The sequence below is a fragment of the Aquimarina spongiae genome (assembly GCF_900141785.1).
GTDB classification, from domain to species: domain Bacteria; phylum Bacteroidota; class Bacteroidia; order Flavobacteriales; family Flavobacteriaceae; genus Aquimarina; species Aquimarina spongiae.
The window spans coordinates 69,127-91,020 of sequence record NZ_FQYP01000001.1 but is presented as its reverse complement, the minus strand read 5'-3'; the positions used below and the strand labels follow the sequence as shown (position 1 = coordinate 91,020).

The 21,894-nt window shown below is 34.2% G+C and carries 23 protein-coding genes; 19 read left to right on the top strand and 4 right to left on the bottom strand.

Features of this window, described 5'->3' with window-relative positions; genetic code table 11:
• Positions 1 to 84: 84 nt before the first annotated feature.
• The 15 genes from BUE24_RS00415 to BUE24_RS00340 all read left to right on the top strand — a co-directional run bounded on the left by BUE24_RS00415 (position 85) and on the right by BUE24_RS00340 (position 10,687).
• A complete protein-coding gene (locus BUE24_RS00415) occupies positions 85 to 795 on the top strand; it encodes an SIMPL domain-containing protein (protein WP_073312457.1) in 711 nt (236 codons plus the stop codon).
• 85 nt (positions 796 to 880) lie between these two features.
• Positions 881 to 1,444: a hypothetical protein gene (locus BUE24_RS00410; RefSeq protein ID WP_073312455.1), complete on the top strand. Its 564-nt coding sequence runs from the start codon at positions 881 to 883 to the stop codon at positions 1,442 to 1,444.
• A gap of 187 nt (positions 1,445 to 1,631) precedes the next feature.
• Positions 1,632 to 2,162, top strand: coding sequence for a hypothetical protein (locus BUE24_RS00405; RefSeq protein ID WP_073312453.1), 531 nt, complete (start codon positions 1,632 to 1,634; stop codon positions 2,160 to 2,162).
• Positions 2,163 to 2,216: 54 nt separating this feature from the next.
• Positions 2,217 to 3,212: a hypothetical protein gene (locus BUE24_RS00400; RefSeq protein WP_073312451.1), complete on the top strand. Its 996-nt coding sequence runs from the start codon at positions 2,217 to 2,219 to the stop codon at positions 3,210 to 3,212.
• A gap of 142 nt (positions 3,213 to 3,354) precedes the next feature.
• Entirely contained in the window at positions 3,355 to 3,852 is a 498-nt protein-coding gene (locus BUE24_RS00395) for a hypothetical protein (RefSeq protein ID WP_139241882.1), read from the top strand.
• 435 nt (positions 3,853 to 4,287) lie between these two features.
• Positions 4,288 to 4,833 carry a DUF2975 domain-containing protein gene (locus BUE24_RS00385; RefSeq protein WP_073312432.1) on the top strand — a complete coding sequence of 182 codons (546 nt, stop codon included), beginning with the start codon at positions 4,288 to 4,290 and terminating at the stop codon, positions 4,831 to 4,833.
• A gap of 2 nt (positions 4,834 to 4,835) precedes the next feature.
• A complete protein-coding gene (locus BUE24_RS00380; protein ID WP_073312430.1) occupies positions 4,836 to 5,042 on the top strand; it encodes a helix-turn-helix domain-containing protein in 207 nt (68 codons plus the stop codon).
• A gap of 146 nt (positions 5,043 to 5,188) precedes the next feature.
• Positions 5,189 to 5,731, top strand: coding sequence for a molybdopterin adenylyltransferase (mog, locus tag BUE24_RS00375; protein ID WP_073312428.1), 543 nt, complete (start codon positions 5,189 to 5,191; stop codon positions 5,729 to 5,731).
• Between the two features lie 149 nt (positions 5,732 to 5,880).
• Entirely contained in the window at positions 5,881 to 7,116 is a 1,236-nt protein-coding gene (locus tag BUE24_RS00370; protein WP_073312426.1) for a hypothetical protein, read from the top strand.
• 48 nt (positions 7,117 to 7,164) lie between these two features.
• Positions 7,165 to 7,548, top strand: a complete 384-nt coding sequence (locus tag BUE24_RS00365) for a VOC family protein (protein ID WP_073312424.1) — start codon at positions 7,165 to 7,167, stop codon at positions 7,546 to 7,548.
• Positions 7,549 to 7,636: 88 nt separating this feature from the next.
• Positions 7,637 to 8,122, top strand: coding sequence for a hypothetical protein (locus BUE24_RS00360; protein WP_073312422.1), 486 nt, complete (start codon positions 7,637 to 7,639; stop codon positions 8,120 to 8,122).
• Between the two features lie 77 nt (positions 8,123 to 8,199).
• Positions 8,200 to 8,637 (top strand): GNAT family N-acetyltransferase, encoded by a 438-nt coding sequence (locus BUE24_RS00355; RefSeq protein ID WP_073312420.1) that lies wholly within the window; start codon positions 8,200 to 8,202, stop codon positions 8,635 to 8,637.
• A gap of 128 nt (positions 8,638 to 8,765) precedes the next feature.
• The gene (locus tag BUE24_RS00350; protein WP_073312418.1) at positions 8,766 to 9,317 is read left to right on the top strand and encodes a hypothetical protein; all 552 of its coding nucleotides are present in this window, start codon (positions 8,766 to 8,768) and stop codon (positions 9,315 to 9,317) included.
• 36 nt (positions 9,318 to 9,353) lie between these two features.
• Entirely contained in the window at positions 9,354 to 10,166 is an 813-nt protein-coding gene (locus BUE24_RS00345; protein WP_073312416.1) for an AraC family transcriptional regulator, read from the top strand.
• A 140-nt stretch (positions 10,167 to 10,306) separates the two neighbouring features.
• On the top strand, positions 10,307 to 10,687 hold the full coding sequence (locus tag BUE24_RS00340; protein WP_073314361.1) for a VOC family protein: 381 nt from the start codon (positions 10,307 to 10,309) through the stop codon (positions 10,685 to 10,687).
• Between the two features lie 91 nt (positions 10,688 to 10,778).
• Here the strand turns inward: BUE24_RS00340 and BUE24_RS00335 are convergent, their stop codons facing one another.
• The 3 genes from BUE24_RS00335 to BUE24_RS00325 all read right to left on the bottom strand — a co-directional run bounded on the left by BUE24_RS00335 (position 10,779) and on the right by BUE24_RS00325 (position 16,914).
• The gene (locus tag BUE24_RS00335) at positions 10,779 to 12,488 is read right to left on the bottom strand and encodes a serine hydrolase domain-containing protein (RefSeq protein WP_073312414.1); all 1,710 of its coding nucleotides are present in this window, start codon (positions 12,486 to 12,488) and stop codon (positions 10,779 to 10,781) included.
• A gap of 96 nt (positions 12,489 to 12,584) precedes the next feature.
• Positions 12,585 to 13,631, bottom strand: coding sequence for a helix-turn-helix transcriptional regulator (locus BUE24_RS00330; protein ID WP_073312412.1), 1,047 nt, complete (start codon positions 13,629 to 13,631; stop codon positions 12,585 to 12,587).
• Between the two features lie 115 nt (positions 13,632 to 13,746).
• Entirely contained in the window at positions 13,747 to 16,914 is a 3,168-nt protein-coding gene (locus tag BUE24_RS00325) for a cytochrome c biogenesis protein CcsA (RefSeq protein WP_073312410.1), read from the bottom strand.
• 218 nt (positions 16,915 to 17,132) lie between these two features.
• Here BUE24_RS00325 and BUE24_RS00320 point away from each other — a divergent pair, with 218 nt between their 5' ends.
• Genes BUE24_RS00320 through BUE24_RS00310 form a run of 3 tightly spaced genes read left to right on the top strand, consistent with a single transcriptional unit; the run spans position 17,133 to position 19,028 of the window.
• The gene (locus tag BUE24_RS00320) at positions 17,133 to 17,897 is read left to right on the top strand and encodes a Rossmann-like and DUF2520 domain-containing protein (protein ID WP_073312408.1); all 765 of its coding nucleotides are present in this window, start codon (positions 17,133 to 17,135) and stop codon (positions 17,895 to 17,897) included.
• Positions 17,881 to 18,405: a KdsC family phosphatase gene (locus tag BUE24_RS00315; protein ID WP_073312406.1), complete on the top strand. Its 525-nt coding sequence runs from the start codon at positions 17,881 to 17,883 to the stop codon at positions 18,403 to 18,405. The genes BUE24_RS00320 and BUE24_RS00315 overlap by 17 nt, the downstream gene beginning before the upstream one ends.
• Before the next feature lie 50 nt (positions 18,406 to 18,455).
• Positions 18,456 to 19,028: a non-canonical purine NTP diphosphatase gene (locus BUE24_RS00310; RefSeq protein ID WP_073312404.1), complete on the top strand. Its 573-nt coding sequence runs from the start codon at positions 18,456 to 18,458 to the stop codon at positions 19,026 to 19,028.
• Here BUE24_RS00310 and BUE24_RS00305 read toward each other — a convergent pair.
• Entirely contained in the window at positions 19,025 to 19,657 is a 633-nt protein-coding gene (locus BUE24_RS00305) for a CPBP family glutamic-type intramembrane protease (protein WP_073314359.1), read from the bottom strand. The two genes, BUE24_RS00310 and BUE24_RS00305, sit on opposite strands and share 4 nt — an antisense overlap.
• Before the next feature lie 752 nt (positions 19,658 to 20,409).
• Between BUE24_RS00305 and nhaC the strand changes: the two genes are divergently transcribed.
• Positions 20,410 to 21,891, top strand: coding sequence for a Na+/H+ antiporter NhaC (gene nhaC, locus BUE24_RS00300; RefSeq protein ID WP_073312403.1), 1,482 nt, complete (start codon positions 20,410 to 20,412; stop codon positions 21,889 to 21,891).
• Positions 21,892 to 21,894: the final 3 nt, after the last annotated feature.

Here is a 21,894-nt window from a genome sequence, read left to right as displayed (position 1 = left end):
CACTCAACCAGAAACATAGTTTACTCAATCCGATTATTATGATTAACAAAATCAAATTAGTTTTGAGGAACTAAAATTCACCAAATGATCAGATATATAATTTTAATACTAGTTTTTATACCAATTTTTGGACTTTCACAAGAAATAGACTTTTCTAAAATTCCACAAATTCAAACCAAAGCCACTTATACTACTGAGGTTACCCCAGATAAGATAACACTGTCCATCTTGCTAAAAGAAAGTAATTCAAAAGGTAAAATTTCAGTAGAAGAATTGGAAAAACGACTAGAAACGGTCTTAAAATCTAATAATATAGATACGAAAACCCAGCTAAGACTTGTAACTCTTTCAAGTAATTTTAGAGATTTTTTCTTAAAAAAAACTGATGTTTATAAGACTAAGAGTTATGAATTGGAAATAAATGATGCAAAACTAGCAGGAAAGGTACTTAGAGACTTAGAGTCGCAAAAGATATCAAATGTAAATCTCTTAAAAACGGAATATACTAAGTTAGAGGAACTGAAAATTGAACTCAAATCAAAAGCAGTTTTAAAGGCAAAAAAGCAAGCTGAACAAATGGCAAAAGCTCTAAATCAAAACTTAGGAAAAGCAATTTTTGTATCTGACTTGGAGACTAACATTACAGGTCTTCTGCAAGGTCGAGTCCCTGGTTTGAATATTAGAGGTTTAAATTCAGTACGAAAAGGGGGATATGAATTAAGAGAAGATTTGGAAGTTGAATTTGATAACATAAGAGTTGATGCATTTGTTACCGTATATTTTAAACTAGAATAAAAACAACACACAACAATTTGTATATTTCATTTGCTCCCTTCGGCAAGCAAAAGCAACATACAAGGAACGTTGTTAGTAATTGTATATGAATAAGAAGTTGATTATTATTGGAGGAATAGTGTTGATTGGAATTACAACAATTCTATTCTGGCAAAGATTACAATATGCTTACTACGATTTTCAAGAATACTTAACACTAAAAAATAAAATAATCTGGAAATCAAATGTCAAATTAGATTGGGAAGATTTCATATATGATCCTGAAAAAAACCTAATTGACAATATATCAACGGACGTTGGTATAGCAGCAAGGTACCATATTCGGAATTCTAAAATCGAATATAAATCTACAACAGTCTTTGTACCTTCAAAATCTTTTGTTTCGGACACCACAAACTTTATGACTCTCCGAATTGCAAATGTGAGATTTGACTTATGTGAAGTTTACCGAAGAAAATTGGAATCAAAAATAGATATCCTGAGACAAAAAGACATTAAAGATGTTCCTCTTGACACACTTAAAAATCAAAGCGAAATATTCTTTAACCAATTCAAAAATGAATGGGGTAAATTTTTGGACATCCCCGAAGATGAATTGGAGTATGAACTTGTTCAATTAGAAAATAGAATAAAACTTGAACTGAATTAAAAAAAACTCACAACACTATATATATGCTCATAGCAGCTAAGTGATGAATCTAATGGTTGTTGTATTTTTGGTAGGTGCAATACTTGCAGAAAGTAAAAGTTAGCAACCAATGTGCAGAAAAATCGAAAAGCAAGGTAATATTTTGCCCTGCTACGACACATATATTAAATGTTGTAGCACATTAAATATGAAAGAGCAAAACACAAATATAGAATTCTTGATTTCTGCTTTTGCTTACTCCTTTACTTCTATGAACGAAACTTTCTATTTAAGAAAGAGAGATTTAAAAGTTATTGGAGTTCATATTTTTGATCACTCTTTAGTTTCAGAATGTAAATCGGAATATGAATCGGGACTAACTAAAGAGGAAGAAAGGGATATAAAAGAAGCTATTATAGCCAATGAAAAGAACTATGATACTCATATTTTCATTCCTAGACTGACTAAAGAGCAACGATTTGAAATTATATCTGACTTCATAGATTCAAGTACAGACTTCAAAGAAAAACTTAAAGAGAACTATAAATCTTTAATTGATTCAACTGAAAATTATGGAATTGAGTTCTACAAAAAAGGAATTAAGGCTGGAGTGGAAATGGAATATTTGACGAATGGAATTGAAGATAAAAATATCAAATCTAAATGGACTAAATTCTATAGAAATAAAACAAAGACCATTGCTATTGAATGGTTTGAAAAAGAAAAAAACACGCTATAACAAGGTGTATAGTGCATGCGAAGCACGCACCATACATAGACCGTTGCCACACATATGAGAAAAATCAGTTTTATCATTTTAACTTTAGCTTTCAATTCAATATTAAGTGCTCAAACTGTTGATTTCGGAAAATTCCCATCAGAACAGAATGAACAAAAACCAATTGCCACTTCTGACCTACTAAAATCATTAGACTGGGAAAATCTGAAGGCTTTCAGCAAATCAAATAAAGGTCATTATGCTTACGAGCGAAAAGATAGTCTACTGACCAAGTATGAATATGTACAACAAGGTCGTGTTGCAGATTTTGTACTGACAAGTTTCAACAATAAAGTGATGGAATATCATAGTCAAATATCAAACACATCAAAAGAAACGAATACGAATTATTTTGATAAAGATGTTTGGTTAGAATATGCTCATACATACCTGCCAAACCTACCCGACTCTTTAAAATTATCTATCGCTGAACCAAAAGATGTTTTAAAAGCTTACTATGAATTAATTGGCGTAGGAACTAGAGATGAATATGGTTGGATTTGCGAATACTCAACTGTAGGTATGGCAACTCAAAGAAGGCAAGCTACTATTCAGTTAATTAGATACCAACGAAGAGACTTATTAGAACAAATAGTTGATTATCCGAATATTCAAGTTCAATTGTATGTAATTGACGCTTTGATTTATGACGACTTACAAAAGAAAAAGTATATCGAGGAAAATCTAAAAATTGAGCTTACCCAGATGATAAAGGAACTTGATACCTTGAAATCAAAAAAAATATCGGATTGGCGGATTGAATCACTTAATTATAAAATCTCTAATAATAAAGACTATACTGAACAACTCCAATCGGAACTACTAAGCCAAAGTGATTGGAAAAGAATTTATGCTTTGAGAGATAGTAATCAAGAAGTAAAAACTTGCAGAAGTGGAACTGGTTCATATAAAATTTACGAAAATACAACTGCCGAATTACTAAGCGAAAGTGCAATATCAGAAATATCAACAAGGTATTCAGAATTGGAAAACTTAGGATACTTCCGCTAAAAATACGTGTGGCAACAACGTGTATAAAACATAGCTAATAAGGGCTTTCCGAATGGTTCATGTTTATTTAGGTAGATCGCCAAATTTTAAATTTGGCTTTTAAGTTTGATAAGTTAAATACAAAATATAAAAATTCGGCTCTGTGATAATTCGAAAAGTTAGCGTCTTTTTACACGCTACGTTTCATACACAAACCGTTGTGCTTAATGTGATGAAAGAAAATCTGACATTAATAATTTTGGTACTTGTTAGTACTGTTACTTTCTCGCAAAACGACATTTCGAGTAAAAAAGACTCCATTACCGAGTTTCTAATACGAGGATTATGGATCCAATATGAAGTAGAAAAGGCTTGGTCAAATAACAATGATACAATTATAACCTATTCACCAGAAGAGTATTCACAATATTACCAATCTGAAAGGGTCGACGAAAATTATTCTATTCAAATTGACATTTATGCTCGTAAGACCTCATCATTGTTCGAAAAAAAGACCAAAATCACACGTAGGAGAATTCATCGAACTCAAAACCTTACACCCGTGTTGGACAAGAAGATAATTGAAATATGGTCGGCTTGGTATGATAGAAACAAATCCAAGGTATCCCTGAAAGAACTAGAAAAAATTACTAAACACTAAGCACAACTCAAAAGGAATTTATGAAAGGTAAAGGAAAATCAATTGGTTGGTCACAAATAATTGCTGGTTTTATCATCTTTCTTGGAGTGTTCAACATTTGGGATCAATATACTAGTGGAATACCTATTTCCCCATCTTATTATATAATGATTCTTGGTGGAACCATTTTCATTTTACTCCGATCAAAAAAATCGGACTAATTCAATCCAACAATCCTGATTTGAATGTTCTGGAACTTGGTGCTATTCATCTTTACTACCTTCTTGTCTAATCTTCGTTTTATAAAAGTGTTTATAAAGTTCTTTTATCTTCTCCATCAAAAAAACAACTATCTGAAAATCAACTCTTGAAATTAAATTTTTATCATTTTTAAATATTTAATTATTGTTTTTCAATAATTTTTTATAGATTAGCAATAACAAAATATTTTTTAAAATGGGTAGTACATCAAAAAAAACAGGTACAGGAATTCAGGCTTTTAACACCATATACATTATCGGAATTATCTTCGTTATTGGTAAACTAACCGATGATTTGCAATGGACGTTTCAATTGATAAAAAAATGGAGTTTGCCGGAAGAGCCTTTTTTCTCAAAGGTCAATATCGCCAACAGTGACGTACAGATTTCGATAACCGCATATCTCATCTTTGCTATAGCTTATATTCTGGTTTTTGGATTTATCATCTTGGGGCTCTATCAACTTAATAACACCACAAAATTACTGGCGGAAAAGAAAATTTTTCAACAAGAAGTGAGCTCAGCATTTAAAAAGGCCGGAAAATCATTTCTTGCTTTTGCATTTGGTACATTACTTATTGATATCGCTTTTCTCGCCTGGGCAAAAACTTCAAGTCGAGTTGTTGACCTTTTATCAACAGAACTATTAGTGTTTTTGATTTTGGGGTATTTTATGTTCTTTTTGGCTGATGTATTTAAAAAGGGAATTTCACTACAAGAAGAAAACGAATTAACTATATAATTATGGCCATAATAGTTAACCTAGATGTGATGCTTGCAAAACGAAAAATGCAATCAAAAGAGCTGGTAAAAATACTGGGGATCACCCCTGCAAATCTTTCTATATTAAAAACAGGCAAAGCTAAAGCAATTCGATTTACAACACTAGAGGCTATTTGTAAAGCATTGGATTGCCAGCCTGGGGATATTTTAGAATATGTAGAAGACTAAACCTACTCAATAAGTAACATTGAAATCATTGTAATTTCGCTACTTTAGTACTCATTTTGAAAGCACTATAGCACTATTTAAAAAAGTAAAGATGAATGAATGTGCCTCCCAAGGCTTAAACTAACCATAACAAAAGATTATTCTGAATGCAAGTAAACAACGATATCAAAATAGGAATTATAACGGTAAGTGATAGAGCCAGTGCAGGTGTGTACGAAGATCTAAGCGGAAAAGCAATCATACACACCCTTAACGAATACCTGATTTCTGATTGGACTGAAGTATATGAGGTCATTCCTGATGAGCAAGAAGTAATTGAACAAACCATCATTGATATGGTTGATCAGCAAAATTGTTGTCTGGTGGTGACCACAGGAGGTACAGGTCCTGCCAAAAGGGACGTTACACCAGAAGCTACCGAAGCTGTATGCGATCGCATGATGCCAGGTTTTGGAGAGCTTATGAGAGCGGAGTCACTAAAATATGTACCTACTGCAATTCTATCACGACAAACGGCAGGTCTTAGAGGAGGAAGTTTAATCATCAATCTACCTGGAAAGCCAAAATCGATACGAGAATGTTTGGATGCCGTTTTTCCCGCTGTACCCTATTGTATAGATCTTATGAACGGTCCATATCTGGAATGTAATGAGGATGTTATACAACCTTTTAGACCGAAGAAAAAATAGACTCATCACTGGCTAGATAGTTAACATCAGTTCGAAAACATATTGTGTTTATGGTATCTAATTTGAAATATTTATAACAAATACGTTAAACTCACGTAACATTTTTAGGATATGAGACACTTAGTTTTAGTAGCAATAAAAACCGTATAATGAAAAAATTAAATCTAAGTATCCTGATATTCTTGACTAACCTTGTAATATATGCACAACAAAATCAAATAGGAACTACAGGAAACGTGGGGATTGGCACTACTAATCCCAGTGCAATTTTGGATGTTGAAAAAAACCACAACGGAACTACTTTTATTGAAGTAAATAATAGTAGTGAAGGAAATTTGGCCAGAAGAGGAATTTCTATTGGTAACGGACTACCGGGTAACTCTGTATACCTGCTTTCTACATCTCCAAATTACAATGAGGTAAGTACCTGGACAAGGGCCGGTGTTCTTGGAACTGATAGTCAACTCTCCAATGGTTTGATCCTTAGATCTTCAGTAGGAAAGATCAGATTTCAACCTGGAGGTATCGATGATAAAATAGTTTTTTCAGAAAATGGAAACGTAGGTCTAGGCACTACTAATCCTAATTTCAATTTAGAAATATTTGGTAGTTCTAAAACAATGAGTATTGGTAACTCTGATGGGTTCTTGTTATTTCGGAATAATATTGGAGGAACAAATGAAATCAGAAGTTATGGTCGGGATTTAGAAATTGAGACTAGAGATTCTCAAGATATTCTTTTCAATAGTAATAATGGATATTCAAAATTAATGATTGTAAAGGGAGATGGTAATGGAGTAGGAATTGGAACCACTAATGTTGATGCTAAGTTAAGAATTGAAGGAAGTACATCTTTGGCTAGGTTCAAAACAGAGGAAAACGGTTTCTTCGAAATCCAAGCAACAAGATCAAATTCCCAAAGTCTAAATACCAGTTTAAAACTTTCTTCACAAAATCACATTATTTTAGACCCAAACCCTTATGGCACTGCTGGAAATGTAGGTATTGGAACAACTAATCCAGACATGAAGTTAACGGTAAATGGAAATATTCACGCCAAAGAGGTTAAAATCGACCTGAATATTCCTGCACCAGATTATGTGTTTGCCAAAAGTTATGACTTAAGAAGTATTGAAGAAGTAAAAAACTACATCAAAAAACATGGTCATCTACCAGAAATTCCATCAGCTCAAGAGTTCAAAAAAAATGGGCTGCTACTTGCTGAAATGGACATGAATCTTCTTAAAAAAGTGGAAGAGCTAACGCTGTATACCATTCAACAACAAAAGGAAATAGAACAACAAAATTCTGCATTAGCTAAACAAGAAAAAGAAATTTTGGAGCTAAAATTAATGGTAAAAGAGTTATTACAATCAAAAAAATAAGAACTTTGTAAGGGTAGAATATTGTATCAAAATAATATAGCTAAACAAATGCCTACTTTTTCATTCAATCATATTGCGCTTTCGGTAAAAGATGTTGACGAATCTATTGATTTTTATAAAAAAGTACTGCAACTTGATGAAATTGAGAATACAGCATCCAACTCAAAAACCAGATGGTTATCCCTAGGAGAAGGCAAGCAATTGCATCTTATTCCTCGCCCGGATGCGGAGATAAAAACGAATAAAGCCGTTCATTTTGCACTGGCCACAGAAGATCTAAGTCCATTTATTAAACATCTGGAAGCATTAAACATCGACTACTCTGACTGGAGAGATACGCCAAATAAAGATTATGTTCGAAAAGACGGAATCAAACAGATCTATTTTCAAGATCCTAATGGCTATTGGATTGAAATTAATGAAGATGTATAGTTTTTTATTTTAACGGCCTAATAAAAACAAAATACTTCAATACTATTTCATTACCTTAGAGATTCCCTATCAATAATCAAAAAGACGTATGACCAAAGAAGCTTCAGAAAGGCAAATTCACAAAAACAAGGTAACTGGAGACATCATACTCAATCCCCCACTCCTCCAATTACTTACTTATGTGGTTGTGCTTGTTTTTTGTTTTATAACGATATTCTCCATCTTTTGGATGGTAACCTTAATACAAAAAGAAGGCTTTTTATCTATTGGTGGTATTCCTGTAATTACTTTTTTTGCCGGATATGGTGCATATGTTGGTTTAGTCTTAATTCGATATATAGGCACGAAGATTAGCTATGACAAAGATGGTTTTACAATCATCAAAAAAGGGAATAGTGTTAATTATCCTTGGTCACAAATAGCAAAAACCAAGTACTATGGTATGTTTGACGTTTTGAGATTATTTAATGCCGAAGGTAAAACTATGTATACTGTTCATGGAATATCTAAAAGCAATAGAAAGTTTATTCAAAAGATCAGTAGTGCTGTTGGATATACAACCGATGTATTTTAATCCTGGAAGAAATCAAACTAATAGCTATTTCAAATAAAAGACGTACACTACTTTAGATCTTAGTATTAATACATAAAATGATCCGACCTTATACATCAGCTGACAAAGAAGAACTATTACGGGTTTTCGCCTTGAATACTCCTCTATTTTTTGATAAAAAAGAAATCAAAGATTTTGAAACGTATTTACAGAAAAACGCTTCAACTTATTTGACTATTGAGGTTGACAATCGTATTGTGGGCGGTACAGGATATTATGTAAATAAAAATGACAAATCTGGGCGAATCACCTGGATTTTCTTTGATCCAGAATATGCAGGGCAAGGACTAGGAAAACAGGCTGTATACCATTGCCTAGAGCGGCTAAACAACCACAGTAACGTAGAAAAATTTGTAGTAACCACCTCACAACATGCCTATCAGTTTTTTGAAATATTTGGATTTAACACCAATCGAATCGAAAAAAATTATTGGGGAAAAGGGCTTGATCTATATGAAATGGAAAAACCAAAATAGTACTTCGTCAAGAATCATGTGCATCTTCTTTAGTTCTGGCGTATAAAATGCAAAAACCGAAAAAATAGTGTTTATTTGTATTCTTCATTGTAAATAGAAAAAGTAAAACAAATTAACGATTGCGGTTCATGAAAATAAAGTTTCCCAAGACAGAAAGAATTCTAAGTCTTTCAGCAATGATTGTGAGTATCCTGACATTGATTATTTTTATTTATCAAACCAATATTATTAACCGACAAAGCAAGCTTTCGGTTAAACCTCGTCTATCCTTTGGAATTACTCAAACTACAGGAGACTCTATCGTTTCATTTACCCAATGGGTAAAAAACAAAGGGCTGGGACCTGCCATTGTGCAAAAGGCGAATATTCTGTATAAAAAAGAGCAGTACAAACTAGACTTCGATGCTTTTGCGATTAAAAAATTTCCACAAATAGAAGAGTATGGTAATATTGCAGAAACTGCTTCTGTAGAAGATTATACTACCCTATCCTCTAATGAAACCTTAGTCATTTACAAATTCGATATCCCTATTGCCAAATTACCTCAACTTACCAAATATTTAGAGCTAGATCCCATCAGCCTTAATCCAAAATGGAAATTTAATATTCAATATACTTCGATGTATGAAGATGCCATCTGGGAAATCAATAATACAGATAATGTGCCTGTGGAAGAATAATGTTTTGTATTTTCAGAAAAATTCGATCAACATGACATGAAAGAATTTGAAATCATAAAAAACCATTACAAACCTATTCAACCTACAGTGAAAACTGAAGACAAAGAAGTTGTATATCAGGAAATTCGGCCCAGTCCTACTATCGAAAATTTTGTGTATTGTTTTTGGCAATTAAAAACACCTAAACCTCTTCAAAAACCCTTTGTATACCGAGTGGTCTCTGATGGATGTATCGATATCTTTTTTGATCACAATCAGCCTTCAGATAATTTTATCATGGGATTCTGTAGAAAGTATACCGAGTTCCCTATTGGTACTCACTTTGATTATATTGGGATTCGGTTTTTGCCTGCTGCCTTTCCTCTTCTTTTTGGGATCGATGCCAAAACATTAAGTAATCAATCACCACCATTGAATGTAGTATTGCCCGAACTTTCTGATTGGATACTTGCAAAAATAAAGCGATCTGATTCATTTGCTCATATTACTACCATCTTGAGTGATAAATTAGCGGATATCATCCAAAATCAGCAGTTGCAATACGATACTCGATTCCTGAATTCTTTAGATCTTATTTTTCAGAAAAATGGTTTTCTAGACACTGAAAGAGAACTGGATACTGGTCTAAGTGCACGACAACTACGTAGAATTTTTAATTTTTATATCGGTACCACCGCAAAATCCTTCAGCAATGTAGTACGGTTTCAGTACATTTTGAATGTAAAACCTTCTAGACAAAGCCTAAAAGAGGATAAACTATATTTTGATGTCGGTTTTTTTGATCAAGCCCATTTCATCAAAAACTTTAAAACGTTTTATGGGGTTACTCCATCTGAAGCCTTTGGCTAGTCTTTGTCCGATTTTTACAATTCCTCTCTTCCATCCTACGCTAAGTTTGTGTTATCAAAACATAAGAAATGAGAAATCTAATAGTAATCGCAGTTGTACTTATTTCATTTGGATCAGTACACGCACAAACAACAAGCATCATGAATCTGAACGCAGGAATATTCACCAACAAAATAAAAGAAAGCAAAGCCTTTTACACCAATCACCTTGGATTTGGAGTGGCTTTCGAAAATGAATTCTATCTTTTATTACACACTCCAAACAAACAAGCTTCGATTTCGTTTACACAATCCAACCACCACACCCAACAACCCTTTTTCCAAACTGAATACGCTGGTACTGGTATGTATTTTACTATCGAAGTAGAAAATGTAGATACTCTATATCAAGAATTAAAGGAAAAGGGAATTGAAATCAAAATAGCACTTAGAGATGAGCCCTGGGGAGATCGACATTTTGCTATAGAAGACCCCAATGGTATTGGCATTGATATCGTCACTTACACAAAACCTGAAAACTAAAACCACACTCAAATAACACGTTGTTAATCAGAATTTTTTAAAAAAAAAAACCACTCAACTGAGTGGTTTTCTAAATTCTTTTTTTAGATCTCTACTCTATTCTTTTGAACCAAACTCCATTCAAATCGCTCATTGAAGTGTAATAGCCCAAAACTGAATTCTTTGGGTTTCTCTTAAAGGTAATGCTGCGCATATACCACTGGTCTCCATGAAACAACTCTTTCATTATTGGAGTGAGTACAACATCTTCGTTATGTATACTTTTCATGATCAACTGATTATTTTGAAATGCAATATCATATCCTATTTGCAAATCTTCACAATAATAAGTTCCTACATAGGCTTTAGCCTTATCCTCGGTAATTTCGTTCCATACAAATCGTTCAAATCGAATAGGCTCTGCCTCACCATTTACAAAATCAAAGGTTTTATAATCTGTACTGAAAGTGATAAAGATTTTATCATCCCAATCCAACACCATCTGAAATTTATGATTTCCCAAATGTACCAGTGGAGATACATATCCGTTTGTCCTTACATAGTGTAGGGTATCATTTTTTACCTCAAGCTTACGATAAAACCCTCCTTTTTGGTCCCAATAGTTCCCGGCATATTTTTGTAATTCTTGTGAAGTAATAGGTTTGATATCTAAGGTATTTATGTCTATCGAAGTAGGTTCTGTAAACTGATCTTCCAGCAGAATATGTGCTGCCAACACTCCAAAATACCCATTGTACTCCAATCCATTGTTACTTAACACAATTGCGGCATAATTCTGATCCGGAAATCTAAACATTGAACTCGCATAACCCGAGTAACTACCCGTATGATACGTTGAGCTCAATCCTCTTTCTTTATGTTCAAATTGCTGCCCATAAGTAAGGTTGCCCAAAGAAGTACGAAATCTTCTTCCGGTATCCAAAGCTACCAATTCATTGAGCTTAATAAGCAATCTTCCATTTTCCTGACCCTTAGCATTTAGGATTCTTTGTTCCCATTTCACTAAGTCTTCGATCGTAGAAAAAAAATTCGACACCCCATAAACATGATCCAGTATCTTTCCTCTTACATACTGATCGTTGCGGTTTACATAAGGAATCGCTACATTGATGGGAACCGTGTTTTTAGTATCTACGAATAAGGTGTTCATCATACCCGCAGGTTCGAATACTTCTTTTCGCATAAACTCTGAAAATTTTACTCCTGTTACCTTCTTAATAACTTCTGTTAATAGAATCATTCCTGTATCTGTGTATTCATAATCCTTCCCTGCTTCAAAATTATAAGAAGTCACATTTTTTAAAACCTTAATGATATCCGCATTCGACATACCAACATCATTTGATTTTCCCGCTATTCTTTTTAGCGCATTATAATCGTGTAATCCATCAGAATTTCGAAGCAGGTCTTTAAGACGTATGGATGAAGGCAGATTAGCTAACTCTGGCACATACGTATATAAAGGATCATCTACAGACAATTTTTGCTGTTGTTCTAAAAGCAAAATGGCATAAGCAGTAAAGTGCTTGGCCATAACCGCTAGTTGAAATTTTGTTTCTTTTGTGATAGGAGTGTTTGGTGTTATTGCTGCTGATCCAAAAGATTTTTGATACACTAATTGGTTATTGTGTAGAATGGCCATGATTACCCCGGGTTTATTAGGGTCCCCATAATCGACAAACAAACTATCGATCTGTTTTTCCTGAGATGTTGTGAGGGTATGTGTATAATTTTCCTGCCCATAAAACATACAGGTTAGACATAGTATTCCTAATTGCAAAAGCGATTGTAAACCTTTCATACTATAAGTTTTGTAACAAGTATAGTATGTCTGCTTCACAAAGTAGTTTGGAAATGCTTTCTAGGAGTCCTAAAAAATTATTTTGAACTTTTTTCTTTAGATGTTTGCCTTCTTCTTAAACATGGCAGGTGTCATTCCTGTATTCTTTTTGAAAGTACTGTAGAAAGAAGATTTGGAATTAAAACCACATTCATAACCTATGCTTTCTATAGAGTATTCGGGATTCTCTACGATCAGTTTTTTGGCTGCTTCTACACGATATGTTCCTAGAATTCCCGGGAAACTTGTATTCATATTTACATTCAACACCTGTGATAGTTTATTGGGTTGAATTCCTATTTTTCGAGCAACCTTTTGAAGAGAAATATTAGGATCTCTAAAAAACTGATTCTCTTTTAGTACTTCTCCAAGAACATGTACAATTCTTTCTACTTCTGCGCTTTCAATAGTAGATTTACTATATTTTGGCGGATCTAACAGTAATAACGACTTTCGTCTTTTGGTTAACAAAATCAGTAGTAACAACAGATAAAATATTAGCGTAAATGTAAGCGCTCCTATGATATACGAAGTATAAGGAGAAAGATTATAGGCAAGCCATATGATTACATTTCCGAAGTAAATACTCAATATCCAAACTTTGAAACTACCATTCGAAGTCGTAGTTATCTCTTTTCTTCGAAATGTACTATATAGCTGTATCCCTGCAGCAACAAGATAAGCTAACCATTGTAGATGAATTCCAAAAATAAAATAGTTTTGCCAGAGAGGTCTGTACTCTTCCCACGGGTATGTTAAGTTTACAAACAAAGCGATCAATATCAAACCAAGCGTATGGTATACCCAAAAAGGTCGTTTTATTTCTTTTTTTGAAGTTGCGTATATTACATAGAAATACAAAAATGGCCCTAGTAACCAACATGCCGTTAGCCCAATTTGTACGAATACTCCGGCCAGATCGTAATTAAAGTAGTAGAACACCGATTTACCAATCCGAATACTCAAAAACAACAATAAAAAACCTAAAAATATATGCGATTTGTGTTTGGGTCTAGCAAAAAAGAAAAAGTAAATCGCCAACACCAAACCATTACAAACACCCAGTGCACTAAATAAAAACAAAAGTTCTTTACTAAAATCCATTGGCAAAATCTGGAACTATGGTTGATACTCAAATATAACTAATTTGAGAGGATACTATTTACAAATAAAAAAAAGCCTTGTTTGATACAAGGCTTTTGAGAATGAGTATTTCTGATTACGAAATTTCTTTTTTCTTTTTATAATGCACATTGTGCCTCCAATACGAAACAGCTCCTAGAATCAGGATAAAGACGATAGAATAATATACCGAGCTTGGAGTAATCACTTTATCTCCACTCGCATAAGAGTGTAATCCTTTCAAATAGAAATTCACTCCAAAATACGTCATCAATACACTGTAAATAGCAATTACAGACAGTAAATTGAAGGTCCATCTTCCTCTTAATCCTGGTACCAAACGCATATGGATTACGAATGCATACACCATAATACTGATCAGTGCCCAGGTCTCTTTAGGGTCCCAACCCCAGTATCTACCCCAACTCTCATTGGCCCACATACCTCCTAGGAAGTTACCGATCGTCAACATCACCAAACCGATAGTAAGAGCCATCTCATTGATAATGGTAATCTCTTTGATGTTGAGTTCCATTCTTTTCTTGTTGGACTCTGTGGTAAGAATCGTAAGTAACAATGCCAAAATTCCTAAAATTGCTCCAACAAAGAAAGGTCCATAACTACCCACAATAATAGATACATGAATAAGTACCCAATAGGAGTCCAATACCGGTTGCAAATTGGCAATGGCAGGATCCGTCCAGTTCTCATGAGCAAAAAACAATATTATCGCTGCCACAAATGTAGTAGCTGCAATGGTTAAATTACTTCTTTTACCGAAAGCTAAACCAATGGCAAGCGTCATCCAAGCCACATATATCATAGATTCGTAAGCATCACTCCAGGGAGCATGACCAGAAACGTACCAGCGTATAATCAACCCTGCAGTATGCGAAATGAATAGTAAAACTACGATTCCTATGGTTCCTACAATAAGAGCTCTAATGATTTTAGACTCTTTAAAAATCCTAAAAATCACAAATATCATCAAGAACAATCCTATCATCATATAGTAGCGATACAGAGTTCTGAAGATATCATACTTGTTTAAAGCGATCTCTGCCTTGATTTTCTTGTCTGAAGGTAATACCTCACTTCCAAATTTTTTCTGGTAACTCTTAATACTCTCTACATATTGATCTGATTTACTGTAATCTCCTGTTGCACGAGCTTCTTGCAAAGACTGTCTATAAATCGGAATGATTTGACGAGTATATACCGAATCCATACCAGAGAATTTATATTCGTTCAGTTCTGGCATAGAGACCCATTTGTTTCCTTCATCCCCTTGTACAGGGAAAATCCTAAGAATACCTCCACCTAATGCTTGATTTAGCAAATAGAATTTCTCATGTGTTTTTAAGAAATCTTTCTCAAAACTACTTGGAGTATTGGTTTTACTAGCTTCTTCCAAATACGGATCTAATTTATAAGAACCGTCAGGCTCAAACAAATCGATAAGAGATACTCTTCGTTCTGTTGTAGGTACCCCTAGTATTTTACGAAGACTATCATTCTCTCTTTTTATTTCAATAATAGGAACACTATACCACACAAATGGATTCTCTACCATAGAAACAAAAACCTGATCCGCGTTTAATCCTTCGTAGGTATCTTTTTTACTTATTTTTCTTAATAGTTCTGAAGAAAACGTATTTACCGGTTTCATTCTTCCTCTTTCATCCTGAATTACGATACTTCCAAACTTGGCTGCATGTTCTTTGGTTACCGCATTGGTTTTGATTACAGAATCCAATTCTGCTTTTGTAGGGAAAGTTTGTACATGATCAGAATGCCCTGGTACTTCTTGCGAAAAAGAGGATATTGAGATACCTAATAAGAAAATAGTAACTAGATCCTTTTTCTTCGATTTCACCTTGCTTAGCATCGCTTCCAAATCTTTAAAACGCGATCCTCTGGTAAACAGAATAAGCATTAATCCAAGATACAATAACATATAACCAGCATAAGTAATCCCGGTTCCCCAGCGATCATGATTTACAGATAGCACAGTTCCTTTTTCATCTGGGTCAAAAGAAGCTTGAAAAAATCGGTAGCCTCTATGATCCAGAATATGGTTCATGTAAATATCGTATGGTCTAGAGTTATTATTCTCTACAATATCCACTTTACTCATATAGGATTTGTACACATTCTCTGTACCTGGGTATTTTTCAGCAATAAAATCGTTCAATTTTAATGAAAAAGGAAGTTCCATTTGCTTGGATCCATATTGGAAATACATCTCTAGTCCTCCCAGAGATACTTGTTTCATATCATTAAGATATCCTTTACCTCCTAGTAGTTTTACTTCTTTTGTTTCACCGTTTGAAGTTACATCAAAAATTAAAGCATCCTGTTGACCTTTGTCTTTAATCTCGATTGGTGTTACATCATAATTTCCTTTGATTACAGGATCTGGAATCACAAATTGCATCCCAGCAGTTTGGTATAGGGATCGTAATTGTAAAGGTTGTAAGCTATCCTTAAAGACTAGTCCCTGATGTTGATCTGCCATACGCAAATACGAACCATCAAAAGGAGAATCTATAAAATATTCATCGTTCTTGTAAGTAATATTAATAGCGCCTTTGGTAGGAGCATTAAAAGCCATCAATATATTGTGGATATTAGCCACTTCTCCTTCTTTTAGGAAATGATCATGTCGATTCCCTCCACTTGACTCTACGATCTTCAAATAGTTTTCACCATTTTCTGAAGGAACTAAGCCCATTTCAGCACCCATAATATAGTCTTTATAGACAATAGTAACAGGTTGTTTGTTATAATCGGTCTGAATGGTAAAATCATTACCAGTAGCTTCAGCAAGTTCTAGCGGTTCGTAAACAATACGACGGAGTGGTTCTCCATCAATTTCGCCATCCATAAAAATGGTTAAGTATGTTTTTTCAGAAAGGAACTTTGATGTGGTCTCTCCTTCTCTGATCGGCATTACTCCTTCATAACTGACATATCTAGTTACAAAAGCTCCAACGATAATCAGAATAAAAGATAAATGCAATAACAATGTAGCCCATTTTTCTTTTTTGTACAGGCGATAGCGCACTATATTTCCGCAAAAATTGATTGCAAAAAAGACCATTATGGCTTCAAACCACCAGGTATTATATATCCAAATTCGTGCTGCTGTGGTACCATGTGCATCTTCCAAAAAAGTGCCTATTCCCATAGCAACCGCAAATACAATAAACAATATGGCCATTAATCTTGTGGAGAACAAAATACTTGCAAGTTTTTTCTGCATAGTGATTTCTTTTTTTAGCTCGGCAAATTTAAGGTTTTTATGAGGATAAAGCAGTATTATTTAACAATTAGAATAAGATGTGTAGTAGAAGTGTATGCGTCTTAGAGCTAAACCGTATTTTACGTTTTAACATAATAGGAAATACCCATTTTTCAACAATTCATGTAGTAAATGGTTTTCTATTCTTAATTTTAAGGTTACTTCCTTATTTTTGCCGCATGATAGAAGTTTGTCTTTTGGGGGCCGGAAACGTAGCAACACACCTATACCACGCATTGAATGGGGCGGAAGATGTGAATATTATTCAGTGTTATAATCGTAAAGGAATACCGCTTCATCCCGATCAAGACGCTACTCAAATAATAACCGATATAGCTGCCCTAAAAGATGCAGATGTATACATTGTTGCTGTTAGCGATGACGCTATCGCTCAAATTTCGGATAAACTACCTTTCCAAAATCGTTTGGTAGTACATACCTCTGGAAGCGTCCCTATGGATGCTATTGCCGGTGATAACCGAAAAGGCGTATTTTATCCATTACAAACTTTTAGCAAAGATAAATCTGTAGATTTTGGTACCATCCCCATCTGTATAGAAGCTGAGGAAACCCAAGATTTAAATACATTAAAAAAATTAGCTTCGCCCTTATCCGACAAAGTATATGAAATAACATCGGCTCAACGTAATGTGTTGCATGTATCGGCTGTTTTTGTAAATAACTTTACTAATCATCTTTATACTATTGGCACCGATATATGTGAGGCTTATGATGTTCCTTTTGAGATTTTGCATCCTCTGATCCAGGAAACTGCAAAAAAGATCTTGGAAATCCCTGCAACAGAAGCGCAAACAGGACCCGCAATACGAAATGATCAACAAACAATAGCGCGGCATTTAAAAATAATGAATACCGACTCGCAAAAAGAAATATATACTATCCTTACCAAAGCTATACAATCAAAACATGGAAAAAAGCTATAAAGAATACTTGCAACACATCACCACATTTATCTTTGATGTAGATGGTGTATTGACCGATGGAACCGTAATTATCAATACCGATGGAGAACTCCTAAGAACAATGAACATCAAAGATGGATATGCTCTTAAAACTGCCGTGCAACAAGGGTTTAACGTTTGTATTATTTCCGGGGGTAAAAATGAAGGGGTCCGTAAACGTTTAAAAGGTTTAGGTATTACTGATATTTATTTGGGAGCTCATCATAAAGTAGATCAACTAGATGAATATATGGACATCTACGATATCAAACCCGAAAACGTACTCTATATGGGTGACGATATCCCCGATTTACCCGTAATGCAATTGGTTGGATTACCCACCTGTCCTCAAGATGCCGTTGCAGAAATTAAAGAAGTGTCAAAGTATGTTTCTTTCAAAAAAGGAGGAAAAGGATGTGTTAGAGATGTCATTGAACAGGTTTTAAAAGTTCAAGGAAAATGGATTTCGGATTTTGACGCCGAAGCATAGAAACAAATGATAGAGTCATTTTAAGTTCAACCATAAGAAAAATCTAACTTATGAAACTTGTTTTTGCTACGCATAATCAAAACAAACTGAAAGAAGTGCAAAAACTTTTGCCTACGTCTATTGAGCTATTAAGTCTTACTGATATTGGATGTACAGAAGATATTCCTGAAACTTCGTCAACTATTGAGGGAAATGCTATTCTTAAAGCAAAGCATGTCAAACAACACTATGGCTATGATTGTTTTGCAGATGACACAGGACTTGAAGTAGATGCCTTAAATGGTGCCCCAGGAGTATATTCTGCCCGATATGCTGGTGATCAGAAAGACGATCATGCCAATATGGATAAGCTGCTAGATGCGTTAAATAACAATTCAAATAGAAAGGCGCATTTTAAAACGGTTATCGCATTAGAACTAGAAGGTACACTTCATACCTTTACAGGGATTTGCGAGGGAAGTATAACCTCTGATAAAAAAGGAAATGAAGGATTTGGTTATGATCCTATTTTTTTACCTAATGGATATGAACATACTTTTGCGCAATTATCACTACAAGAAAAAAACAAGATCAGTCATCGAGGAAAAGCAGTACGGCAATTGGTTGATTTTTTAAACGGTTAATTCACTCCTGGAAAAGCAAGCATCTCCCCCATACCTACAGTAAATAACCAGTTACCATAAATTGCATGTTCTACGGAGACCAAAGTCGTTGATTTTGTTTTCTGATAGGTATACGCAAAAAGTAATCCCCCCAAAAAAGTAAGCAATTGTACTAAAAAGCTTTTTAAAAAGATATGAGCCAAAGAGAACAAAATAGCATTGATAAAGATGAATAACCATTTGTTATTAATCAGAGATTCATATCTATCGTAGAAAAATGTTCTATAGATAATTTCCTGAGGCCAAACAGATAAAAATGTATAGATAAACAAGATCATTACCCACAACTGTGGTCTTTTAAGGATTACAAAAAATAATTTATCCGGAGCCACAAATAGCACATATGGAACAGTTACGGCGATAATAATCCCAAGTTTCAACAAAATTTCTCTCCAAAAGGATTTCCAATAGGCCTTAGGAGGAAATTTTAATTTTAGCAGACCTCCTCTTCGTAGCAATATAAGTATGTATATAAAGCATATAACGGTAAGTCCAGCTTTTATATATGCTGGATACGGAAATAAAAAACTAATGGGTAATAGCACAAAAAGAAATAGTAATTCAAAACCTTTATAAGCGGAATTATACATAGCAGAGTTTTTTACGAATTTCATTATAAAAAATGAAAGAACACAACATCTGGTTAATTTTGATAAAATTTTAAACAAATGTCCTTTCTCCACTTAAGGAAATATGTACTATATAAAAAGCCTCTATGGTGTAGAGGCCTTTTATTAGGGGTAATTAATTTTGGCTTAAGCCAAGTTGAGTTCAGTGGGGCTAATCAATATTTTAAAAATTTATCTCGGTTGTAATCCTTGTCGTATATGTGGTAATCCGTAATACATCTTACAAACAAAATTACATTATTATCAATATTGATCGTCAAAGTACGAATTTAATCGATAAAAAGCAAAAATAGTGTTAAAAAAGTTAATTTTTTACGGAAATTCTCAAAAAGAAAAGCCTCTTGGGGGAAGAGGCTTTTTAACAAGTTTTGGGGTCAATAATTCGGGGGAATTATTTTTTCCAGGGACAAAAAAAGTCTAAAAACAATCAAACAAACAATTCAAATTTTTCTTTTTCTCTTACTTTTCTCATTTACACTTCAAAAGTAGTACAGTATTCGAGATTTTATAGAAAAAGAGGGGTTCAAAAGCAATGTTTTATCGATAAAAAACATAAATAATCGATGAAAAGCAAAATATCGTATTAAAAACCAAAAAAAGAGGGGGTTTTTAAATGATAAGTACCTACTTTATCTACTAATTAACTGATCCTATACGTTGCATAAATTTCATTAATATCGTAACATTACATCCGAAAATTTTGAAAATCACGTATGGAAAGTCAAAACATTACTCCTTCTACCCCAAAAAATGAAGAAATTATAGAAAACAAAGCCCTTAATATTTGGGAAGCGCTCATACCTGTAGTGATCTTAGTAATTATGCTATTCTATAATGTATTTGTTTTTGGCGATGATGCTTTGAGCGGAAGTAATCAGTTTATTCTGTTGTTGGGAGCAGCCGTGGCTGCCATCGTAGGATTCTTCAACAAGGTATCTTACAAACAAATGATGGAAGAAGTAGCCAATAATGTAAAATCTACTTCTGGGGCTTTGCTCATTTTATTAATGGTAGGTTCTTTGGCAGGTACCTGGCTTATTAGCGGAATTATCCCTACGATGATTTATTACGGACTTCAAATCTTAAATCCCACAATATTCCTTGCCGCCTGTGTAATTATCTGTGCAGTGATCTCTATTGCTACAGGTAGTTCCTGGACTACTTCGGCTACAGTAGGTATTGCACTTATAGGAATTGGTGATACTTTAGGAATCTCATTGGGTATGACGGCTGGGGCTGTAATTTCTGGAGCTTATTTTGGAGATAAAATGTCTCCCCTTTCGGATACTACCAACCTTGCTCCTGCTATGGCTGGTGGAGATTTGTTTTCTCATATCAAGTACATGACATACACTACGATTCCAACTATTACTATTACACTTATTGTCTTTATCATCATTGGTTTTTCGATAGATACTTCGGGGACTCCACAAATAGGAGAACAATTAGCTGCGATAAAAGGCGCGTTTACCATTACGCCATGGTTGTTTATCGTTCCAATTCTAGTAATTGTTCTTATCGTAAAGAAGACACCTCCTTTGATTGCTTTGTTGGCAGGTACTTTATTAGGAGCTATTGCTGCAATAATCGCACAACCTGATATTGTTATGAATATTACAGAAAGTTCAGAACTGACCTTTACTTCGGCGTATCAAGGAGTAATGAAAGCAATGACTGTGGATACTGCAGTAGAAACTACAAATGCACAACTCAATGATTTATTTACTTCCGGAGGTATGGCAGGAATGCTAGGTACCATATGGTTGATCGTATGTGCTATGGTGTTTGGTGGTATCATGGATGCTATTGGAGCTTTGGCTACCATAAGTAAAGCATTATTAAAAATGTTTGATTCTGTATTTGGTCTATTCGCAAGTACTGCAGCTAGTTGTCTGATCTTGAATGCTACTGCTTCAGATCAATATTTGGCGATTGTTGTACCAGGACGTATGTATGCAAAAGCATTTAAAGATAAAGGATTGGCTCCAGAAAACTTAAGTAGAACACTTGAAGATACGGGTACAGTAACATCAGTGCTTATTCCTTATAACACCTGTGGAGCGTATCAAAGTGGTGTATTAGGTGTTCCTGTTGTTGATTATGCCTTCTATGCCATCTTTAATTGGTTAAGCTTCTTTATGACCTTAATCTTTGCTGCTTTCCGTATAAAAATTAAACAACTGAAGGAGAACTAAATT